The sequence below is a fragment of the Bacillus sp. SD075 genome, assembly GCF_017355165.1.
In the GTDB taxonomy this organism is placed as follows: Bacteria; Bacillota; Bacilli; order Bacillales; family DSM-1321; genus Peribacillus.
Genome location: NZ_JADILK010000080.1, coordinates 1 through 9,552 on the forward strand (window position 1 = coordinate 1; position 9,552 = coordinate 9,552).

General features: G+C 41.9%; 10 protein-coding genes. All 10 read right to left on the reverse strand.

The features are described 5' to 3' along the window. Positions 1-26: 26 nt before the first annotated feature. The 10 genes from lysA to IOC57_RS24865 all read right to left on the reverse strand — a co-directional run bounded on the left by lysA (position 27) and on the right by IOC57_RS24865 (position 9,360). Positions 27-1,355, reverse strand: coding sequence for a diaminopimelate decarboxylase (gene lysA, locus IOC57_RS24820; protein ID WP_207441232.1), 1,329 nt, complete (start codon positions 1,353-1,355; stop codon positions 27-29). A gap of 270 nt (positions 1,356-1,625) precedes the next feature. Further along, on the reverse strand, positions 1,626-3,116 hold the full coding sequence (locus IOC57_RS24825; RefSeq protein ID WP_207441234.1) for a spore germination protein: 1,491 nt from the start codon (positions 3,114-3,116) through the stop codon (positions 1,626-1,628). Beyond that, complete coding sequence (gene spoVAEA / locus IOC57_RS24830) at positions 3,097-3,678, reverse strand: stage V sporulation protein SpoVABEA (protein ID WP_057278873.1); 582 nt, start codon at positions 3,676-3,678, stop codon at positions 3,097-3,099. The genes IOC57_RS24825 and spoVAEA overlap by 20 nt, the downstream gene beginning before the upstream one ends. Positions 3,679-3,721: 43 nt before the next feature. Then, a complete protein-coding gene (locus tag IOC57_RS24835) occupies positions 3,722-4,144 on the reverse strand; it encodes a stage V sporulation protein AB (protein WP_207441238.1) in 423 nt (140 codons plus the stop codon). After that, complete coding sequence (locus IOC57_RS24840; RefSeq protein WP_207441239.1) at positions 4,134-4,754, reverse strand: stage V sporulation protein AA; 621 nt, start codon at positions 4,752-4,754, stop codon at positions 4,134-4,136. Before IOC57_RS24840 ends, IOC57_RS24835 begins: the two co-directional genes overlap by 11 nt. 155 nt (positions 4,755-4,909) lie before the next feature. Further along, a complete protein-coding gene (locus IOC57_RS24845; protein WP_207441241.1) occupies positions 4,910-6,199 on the reverse strand; it encodes an NCS2 family permease in 1,290 nt (429 codons plus the stop codon). Between the two features lie 289 nt (positions 6,200-6,488). Then, positions 6,489-7,256: an RNA polymerase sporulation sigma factor SigF gene (gene sigF, locus IOC57_RS24850; RefSeq protein WP_034308137.1), complete on the reverse strand. Its 768-nt coding sequence runs from the start codon at positions 7,254-7,256 to the stop codon at positions 6,489-6,491. 13 nt (positions 7,257-7,269) lie between these two features. After that, a complete protein-coding gene (gene spoIIAB, locus IOC57_RS24855; RefSeq protein ID WP_034308139.1) occupies positions 7,270-7,710 on the reverse strand; it encodes an anti-sigma F factor in 441 nt (146 codons plus the stop codon). Position 7,711: 1 nt separating this feature from the next. Further along, positions 7,712-8,062, reverse strand: coding sequence for an anti-sigma F factor antagonist (spoIIAA, locus tag IOC57_RS24860; RefSeq protein WP_034308142.1), 351 nt, complete (start codon positions 8,060-8,062; stop codon positions 7,712-7,714). A gap of 131 nt (positions 8,063-8,193) precedes the next feature. Then, on the reverse strand, positions 8,194-9,360 hold the full coding sequence (locus IOC57_RS24865; protein WP_207441236.1) for a D-alanyl-D-alanine carboxypeptidase family protein: 1,167 nt from the start codon (positions 9,358-9,360) through the stop codon (positions 8,194-8,196). Positions 9,361-9,552 lie beyond the last annotated feature (192 nt).

Sequence of the window (9,552 nt, forward strand, 5' to 3'; positions counted from 1 at the left end):
GGAGGATGGCCAATGCCATCCTTTTTTTATTCTTTATTGACGACTGCCGCTTCATGAAGGGCCAAATCCAAATGGATAAGATCTTCGTACGTCTCGCGTTTGATGACCAACCGGGCCTCTCCATTTTCGGCAAAGACGACAGCAGGTCGCGGAATCCGATTGTAATTATTAGACATGGAATATCCGTATGCGCCTGTACAGAATATCGCCAAGACATCACCGCGGCCGGCTTTTGGCAATGGTAAATCCCATATCAACATATCTCCGCTTTCACAGCATTTCCCAGCAATGGACACTGTCTCTTCTACAGGGTCAAGCGCCCGGTTTGCAAGAATGGCATCATACTTCGCTTCGTAAAGAGCGGGACGTATGTTATCACTCATGCCACCGTCAACGGCAATATATTTACGGACATTAGGAACTTCCTTTTCAGAACCGACCTTGTACAGTGTCACACCGGCGTCTCCTACTAATGAACGGCCAGGTTCAATCCAGATTTCAGGCATCACTAAATCAGAATCAGCAATCAGGTTCTGCACTTCCCTAACGATTTCCTCAACATATTGAGAAGCCGGTAACGGGTCGTCCTCCTGTGTATACCGGATCCCGAATCCTCCTCCGAGATTCAATACCTTTGGTTGAAACCCTATCGAGCCATGCCAATCATTCATTTTACCAATAATTTTTTGGGCTGCAAGAAGGAAACCGGTCGTTTGAAAGATCTGGGAACCGATATGACAGTGCAGTCCCAGCACTTCCAGAAATTCACTTTGCAAGGCTTGCCGAAGGGCACCTTCGGCCTGACCGTTAATAAGATCAAAACCAAATTTCGAATCTTCTTGACCTGTCAAGATATAATCATGCGTATGGGCTTCGATTCCTGGTGTTACACGAAGTAGGATTTTCACCTTTTGTTCACGGTTTGTACAAATTTCCTCCAAAAGTGTCAACTCTGAAAAATTATCGACTACTATACAGCCAATGTCATAATCCAAAGCCATATGTAGCTCTTCTTCACTTTTGTTATTTCCATGAAAGTGAATCCGTTCAGTTGGGAAATTCGCCTTAATTGCCGTATACAATTCCCCCGCTGAGACAACATCGAGAGAAAGTCCTTCTTGTTCAGCCAACTGGATCATGGCAATCGAAGAAAAGGCCTTACTTGCGTAAGCAACTTGAGCTGAGATCCCCAATTCCTCAAAAGTTCTCTTGAACCCTCTTGCCCGTTCGCGAATTAGCTCTACATCATAAACATATAGTGGGGTACCAAATTTTTCGATCAGTTCGATCGTGTCCACTCCGCCAATCTCCAGATGTCCACGTTCATTGACACCACCGGTTCCGTACAAATGCATATAGCCTCACCTTCCTGACTTAAAACTAAAGATTAATAAGAAATGAGGCAGCCTCAAATAAAGAAACCCTGCTGTAAGTGAAAAAGGGTCCTCTATATGAACAAGCCTCATCCGAATCCTAAATATTGTTCTCTATGACTGCTTAGTAGTTCGAAGGGAAAGACAGATTGGTTTAAACTCCAAAGAGTCATAGTAGCTCTATCTCTTTGTGAATCCTAACATTACCGCTTTATCCGAATAAAATTAAATTACCACAACTTTTCGACAACATCAACCTTTAGATTTTCTCGGCTGCCTATATATATCCTGGGGATGTACAATACTCGGACGTTCTACAGTACCTGGATAAGGTCTTCTAAATATTATATGTGACAAGGCCTTCGGCTGAAACGGGAGAAGCGGCCATAAATAAGGTGTATTTAACGTTTTTATACTTGTAAGCATAATAATGTAGAGTGTGATGCCTATGATTAAGCCAGGCACTTTAAATAAAGCAACCAACACTAGCAGGACTAAACGGGAAATCTTATTTGCAACCCCTAATTCTAAACTTGGAGTGACAAATGTACCGATTGTCGCTACGGAAGCGTAGAGAACCACCTCAGGAACAAATAGGCCAACATCTATCGCTATCTGTCCTATCAAAACGGCAGCAACCAAGCCCATTGCCGTAGATAGCGGGGTCGGGGTATGAACGGCTGCCATCCTTAAAAATTCTATCCCAATATCGGAAATGAAGATTTGGATCACAATGGGTATATGCGTTTTTTCATTCGGCCCGATATACTCAAACTTCTCCGGCAGGAGGGAAGGCTCTAAACAAAACAATAACCAAATCGGCAGCAAGTATAACGAAACGAAAATCCCCAAAAAACGTACCCAGCGCACCAAGGATCCAACAGCAGGTGCTTGCCGATACTCCTCAGCATGTTGCATGTGATGGAAAAGGGTGGACGGAGTAATGATGACACTCGGTGACGTATCCACATAAATAAGGACATGCCCCTCAAGTAAATGCGTTGCAGCTACATCAGCCCGTTCCGTGTACCTGACAAGCGGGTATGGATTATATCTTTGCTTGACAATGAACTCTTCGATCGTTTTATCAGACATCGTTATGCCATCAACCTCAATACCATTCAATTCCTTACGAATGATATCTATCAAATCGGGATCGGCAATATCTTTAATGTAGCCGATGGATATATCCGTTTTCGATCGTTCCCCTACATGCAACATTTCGAAACGTAATCTTTCATCCCGGATCCTCCGTCTTGTTATCGCTGTGTTAACGATGATATTCTCAACAAAACCATCCCTTGACCCACGGACGACTTTTTCCGTATCGGGTTCTACTGGCTGTCTCCCGGGATAACTCCTGACATCCACAACCAATCCTATTGGTTTACCATCAACAACAATGACTATTAAACCGGATAATACCTGATCAACAAGCTCATCCATCGTCTTTATTTCCTCGACGGATTGGTGTACGAGCAAGTCTTTGACTGCATCAAAAACTTTAGTGGTCAAGATTTCAGCATTTTTGTTATGAATAAGAGAATCGAGGATTTCCATGATGAACTCTGTATCCGTCAATCCGTTTATATAGTAAAGATGCACATCTTTTCTAAGGACCTTTATCCTTCTTACCCCTAAGTCGAAGCTGACGCCCAGACCTACTTTCTCTTTCATGTACGCGTCAACTTCCGCTACCCTACTCGGAATCGGTTTCATGTTTTCATGTTTTTCTGAAGTCATCATGACCACTCCTTTCCAAAATAATTTCCACCGCTAGCTTCGTTATCGGTGCTCCTCTTTTAAAATCGTCCTGATGGGACATTTTTCCGATATCCCCTATCCCTACAACTATGGGAACATGCAATTGATCGATGCAATACACCGTATCTCCTGTAATCTTGCCCAGTTCAAATTCCTCGGCTCCGTATTTATCAACACCGTTCGGTGTCAAATTACCATCACGGTCAATACAGATATCCACCTTAGTCCATTCTTCCCTCCTAGTCTTTGAAGCGACCGCTATCACTCCAAGGACATCAATATCAGGGTGACCGGCAACTACCTTCATTGCCTGTTCGCCGGATCCTTCACCGATAAAACCGCTATCGTCAAACATGACCAATACTGGATCATACTTCGCCTTTTTTATTAATTCAACTAGCTCCAAGCCCGTATATCGTGATGGATTACCCTGGGACATGGAGATACATCTTCCCCCAATTTCCTTGGCTACATGCTCGACAGCCCGTTTCGCATACTCATCTCCATCCGTAATCAATATCACTTTTCGTTTGGTCACCATCTTGGGCCTACCTTTCATCATCAGGAATAGTTACCTAATAAACTTATAAATCGACAAAATAAATCCATTGGAATAATGATCCGGCTATTTTTCCCAATACGAGGGCCATTAACAGATAAATGATTTTCTCTTGAATTCCGATTCTCTTTGATAGAACCGGAAATACATTCAGGACTTCAGTTAAGGCAGCAGCGAGCATCCCATTAAAAATCCCGTCAGCCAAACCGATCGGAATTAATAAAAAATGCGGGAGGGAAAATTCCGTTTCCTGTAATCCTAACCATGTTCCTGCGACAACTCCGGTAATGATAGCCCCTTCGTAGTAATGGATCATTTTCATTGTTTTTGTCAGCTGAGTCAGTCTCGGAATCACCCCAAGTACAGTTAAAAACGCTACAAAGCCGGCACCTGTCGCAAAACCCCCGGCTAAACCGACAAAGATTCCGAAGATGATTTTACCGGTCATCAAGGCGGCGCACGTTCTCCTTATTTTCATTCATGATTACATAACTGTCCAAATCCTGCTGATAGTTGAACATTTCAACCTCGAGCGGACTAGGTTCCTCATTGAAGCGTTTTTTAAAGAAGTGATTAAAAAATAGAATCATGCCTATACCAAGACCGAAGCTATATGGGATTTGGATCAATAATGGCTTATCGTCCACTTTTCCCGTTATTATAGTAAAGATTTTTTGATGCACTTCCCCCATGCTGACATCCACATGAAAATTCATGATCGTCATCCCGCCGCCGACAAATAACAAAAACCAAACTAAGGCGAATGTCAGGTATGACATTTTCTTTTTCGAGAGGACGATTTCGATGATCGTTTGGGAGGGCCCGAATGTCTCCACTTCAATAGTCTGATCCATCTTGCGGATGGCCATGATAACTTGAGCTAAATCAATGACAATAATATTCCTATCTTCCTTCTTGACCGTTAATAATAAGATTTCTTCAATTATGGTAATCACTTCTTCAGGTCCGATTATCCTTGCAATATCTTTTATCCTCACCGTTTGATTTCCCTTTACTTGTACACGGTTCCTCATCCTGATATATACAACTGCCACTATCATCACATCCCGACCTTTTATTTCCTTATGTTAGTAGTATGGATTGGAAACTGATTGAAAATGCAGGAAGTGAACCATGTCCAAATATTACTAAATTGAAAATAAAAAAAGACACGCTGCAATGACAGCATGTCTTTTTGATTTACATTCATACATTAATGAGCGGGGAAGAAAATCAGCTGAACCAAAAATATCAATCCAAAAATATAAATGAGCGGATGTACCGATTTTCCTTTTCCACTGAATACCTTCATAAGCGGATATGTTATGAACCCGATTGCAATCCCTGTAGATATACTTGAAGTGAGCGGCATCGTTAAAATGATCGCAAATGCCGGAAATGCTTCATCAAAAATTTTCCAATTGACTTTAGCCAGTCCTTCCATCATGAAACATCCTACGATGATCAAAACGGGAGCTGTAATTGCTTGAACCGAAGAAATTGCCGATATCAATGGAGAAAAGAAAATCGATGCAGCAAACAAGATTGCCACCACAGTGGCGGTTAACCCCGTACGTCCTCCTGCTGCCACTCCCGTGCTTGATTCAACATAGGCAGTTGATGGGCTTGTACCAAACATCGAGCCGACTGTCGTCGCAATTGCATCACCTAAAAAGGCTTTCTTGGCCCGAGGGATTTTCCCATGTTTCGTTAGTCCTGCCTGTTCCGTCACGCCAATCAAGGTTCCTGTCGTATCAAAGATCGTCACAAGTAAAAAGGCGAAAACAATTGAATATAAAGAATTCGTGAAGACCCCAGCAATATCGATATCGAAAAATACCGGTGTTGGAGGAACAGATAAGACCCCATCGAAGTTGAGCAAACCGATAAAGTAGCCAATGATTGCCGTAATGATCATACCAATGAAAATAGCCCCTTTAATATTACGGGCCATAAAAATCAAGGTAATGAATAAGCCTGCTAACGCTAAGACGGTTCCAGGCTGATGCAAATCGCCAAGCGTCACCATCGTTGATTCATTAGGCACTACGATTCCAGCATTTTTCAATCCGATAAACGCAATGAATAAACCAATTCCGGATGTGATGCCATATTTTAATGAGTTAGGAATTGCATCAATTATCATTTTACGCAAGCTTGTCACGCTAATTAATAGAAATAGCAAACCAGCAATGAAGACCGTACCGAATACAGTCTGGTATGAGAGGCCCTGTGCACCCACGACGCTTGCAAAATAAGCATTCAAACCCATACCTGGTGCTATCGCAATCGGGTATTTTGCAACGAGCCCCATGATAAGGGTACCAATCACCGCTGATATGACCGTTGCCATGAAAACTTGTTCAAATGGAATTCCGATTGAAGACAATAAAGCCGGATTCACAATAAGGATATAAACCATAGTTAAAAATGTCGTAACACCCGCCATGACTTCTGTACGGACATCCGTCCCATTTTCTTTCAGGGAGAAAAACTTTTCCATAAACATATTTTAGACCTCCAGATCTAAAGGAAACACCAACAACCGTTTGCACGAAAAGACAAGGTGTCCTAAAATTGTACTGCATCTGCGCTTTTCTTGATCCATTATTCGTTGAAAATGCGATAAAAAAACGAATGAAAAATGCGACCTTTACTATAATATTCGTTTTTAATCCTAAATTCAACTAAAAATTCGATCCCACCCATATTTTCAACCTACCTGATAAGAATCACTTTTACTTTTTCCTAAAATCAAGATTTACTTTCAGCTCAATGAAAAACCACATGAATCACTGATTCATGTGGTTTTTCATTTGCTGAAGAATCTTCTTTTCCAGCCTTGACACCTGGACTTGGGAAATGCCAAGCCTTGCCGCCACTTCCGATTGCGTCTGATCTTTATAATATCTCAGGAAAACAATCAGCCTTTCACGTTCATTCAATTCATGTATGGCTTCTTTCAAAGCGATTTGATCAAACCAGGATGTTTCATTATGGTCGGCAATCTGGTCAAGAAGAGTAATCGGATCTCCATCATTTTCGTAAACCGTTTCATGGATGGATGAAGGGCTCCTACTGGCTTCTTGGGCCATGATGATTTCCTCTGGTGACAGCTCCAGATGTTCCGCCAATTCATTGACGGTAGGAACACGGCCATACGTCTTTGAAAGTTCCTCTTTGGCCCTGCGAATTTTATTCGCCATTTCCTTTAATGACCGGCTCACTTTAACCGTTCCGTCATCACGGATAAAACGTTGGATTTCACCAATGATCATAGGCACAGCATACGTTGAGAATTTCACTTCAAACGATAAATCAAATTTATCCACGGACTTCAACAGACCAATACAGCCTATTTGATAAAGGTCATCCGGTTCGTAACCTCGATTGAGGAATCTTTGCACTACTGACCATACAAGCCTCAGATTGCTATTGACAATCAGATTCCTCGCATCTTGGTCACCGCTCTGGCTGCGTTGGATTAAATTTCGCAATTCCTCATCTTTTAAATGGGGCTGGCCTTTCTTGCTCTTCTCGTTTTTAACCTCCACATCCATATGCAAGTCTCCCTTAATTGCACAAAGCTCTGCTTGTAGTTAAGTGCTTTTTTAATCGAATGATCGTGCCTTCGCCCTTATGGGAAATTATATTGATTTCATCCATGAAGTTTTCCATGATGGTGAATCCCATACCGGAACGTTCAAGTTCGGGTTTTGTCGTAAATAATGGCTGTTTAGCCTCCTCGACATCTTCAATGCCCAGTCCTTCATCCCGAATGGTCAATTCCACAGTATCTCCTTCGATGACCACTGAAATGTAGACCCAACCTTCCGGGTCACTCTCATACCCATGGATAATCGAATTCGTAACGGCTTCCGACACGACAGTCTTGATCTCTGTCAATTCATCCATCGTCGGGTCCAATTGGGCAATGAAAGCCGCAACTGTAACCCTGGCAAAAGATTCATTTTGGCTAAGTGCAGAAAATTTCGTTTCCATTTTATTTTTCATCTTAGGCAACCCCCAGTCTTTGCAAAGCGTTTTTTTCGGATAGTTCCATTTTAACAATTTTAAACAACCCTGACATCTCAAATAACCGCTTTACTGCTGGAGAAATTGCACAGACCACCATTTCACCTTGCTTTTTGTTTACCTGCTTATAACGCCCTAAAATAACTCCGAGTCCTGAACTATCCATAAAATCCAATTCTTCCATATTGAGGATAATATGTTTGATATTATGCTTCTGAATGGCTGCCTCTGCCTGGTTTTTCAATTTTTCTGCTGTATGATGATCTAAATCACCTTTGAGACGAATGCACAATACACGATTTTTCGCCTCCATATTAATCGTAAGACTCATTATATACAGCCTCCTTCACTGTCTTATAAAGAGTCAAATTCTCTTTTTCACCTGCCGATTCCTTCTTACTAGCAAAACTAGTGGAGTTTCGCCTAAATTAGTATGATTAACAGGCATTGCGACAATTTATTCTATTTCGCCTGGGTAAACATGCCGAAAGCCCGTTTATACAATTGCCACCAAGTGGCATTTTCAACCGTTTCCTTCGCAACAATCGGAGATTCGACATACACCTTACCGTTTTTCTTCAATTCAAGCATACCAATTTCATCACCTTTTTTAATCGGGGCAGCCAAATTTTTATCAAGCGTGATTTTTTTTGTAAAGTCCTTTGCCTTTCCGTTTTTGGCTGTCAAAACTGAAATTGGTTCACTTGTCACTCCCACCACGGTTTTCTTTTGTCCTTTACTTACCTTAACTTCTCCTAACACCTCGCCGCGTTTATAAATCGGGTATGTGATGTATTGTGAAAATGCATAATCCAGCATCTTGGTGACCTGAGCGTTTCGTTCCTTTGGAGAAACAGCTCCGAAAACGACGGCAATGACGCGCATATTCCCTTTTTTGGCAGTCGCTGTCAAACAATACTTCGCTTCATTTGTGAATCCTGTCTTCAGTCCATCGACCCCAGGATAAAATTTCACCAATCTGTTCGTATTGACAAGCCAGAATTTCTTTTCGGTATTTTCACGGAGATAATCTTCATATGTACCCGTGAACCTTGTAATCGTATCGTATTTCAATAATTCCTTCGCCATGATCGACATATCATGTGCAGAACTGTAATGATCTTTAACAGGTAGGCCAGTTGCATTCTGGAACTTTGTATTTTTCAACCCGAGTTCTTTTGCCTTTTTGTTCATTTTCCTAACAAACTCTTCTTCCGATCCGTCAAGACGTTCAGCCATCGCCACCGATGCATCGTTCGCCGAACCAATCGAGATGCCCTTGAGCATTTGTTCTGTGGTCATTTCTTCACCTGGCTCGAGGAAGATCTGGGAACCGCCCATCGATGCAGCATACTCACTAGTCCTGATTTTCTCTTTCATGCTAAGTTCGCCTTTATCGATTGCCTCCATGATCAGCAGCATCGTCATGATTTTCGTCATGCTGGCCGGTGAAAGACGAACATCTGCATTTTTATCATAGAGAACAGTACCTGTATCCCGTTCAATCAAAATAGCGGATTTAGCATTTCCCGCCAATTCGACTCCTTTTTCTTCAGCTGCTTTTGTATGCGGGATGCTAAAACCCATTGCTACCAATACGGTTAAAAATAGAGAAAGAATCCGCTTCATCTCCATACCCTCCAATCTTTATAGATTTTATTTTTTCCATTAAACCCATTTTTATACAAATAAAGATGAATTTTGAGCATATACTGGATATCGGGTAACAAATTTAACCAAATTAAAAGAGGGTGCGCATGGGCATCCTCTTTTAAACATTCAATGGGATAAACGTAAAAAGGCCGCGCAAAAGCGCGGCCT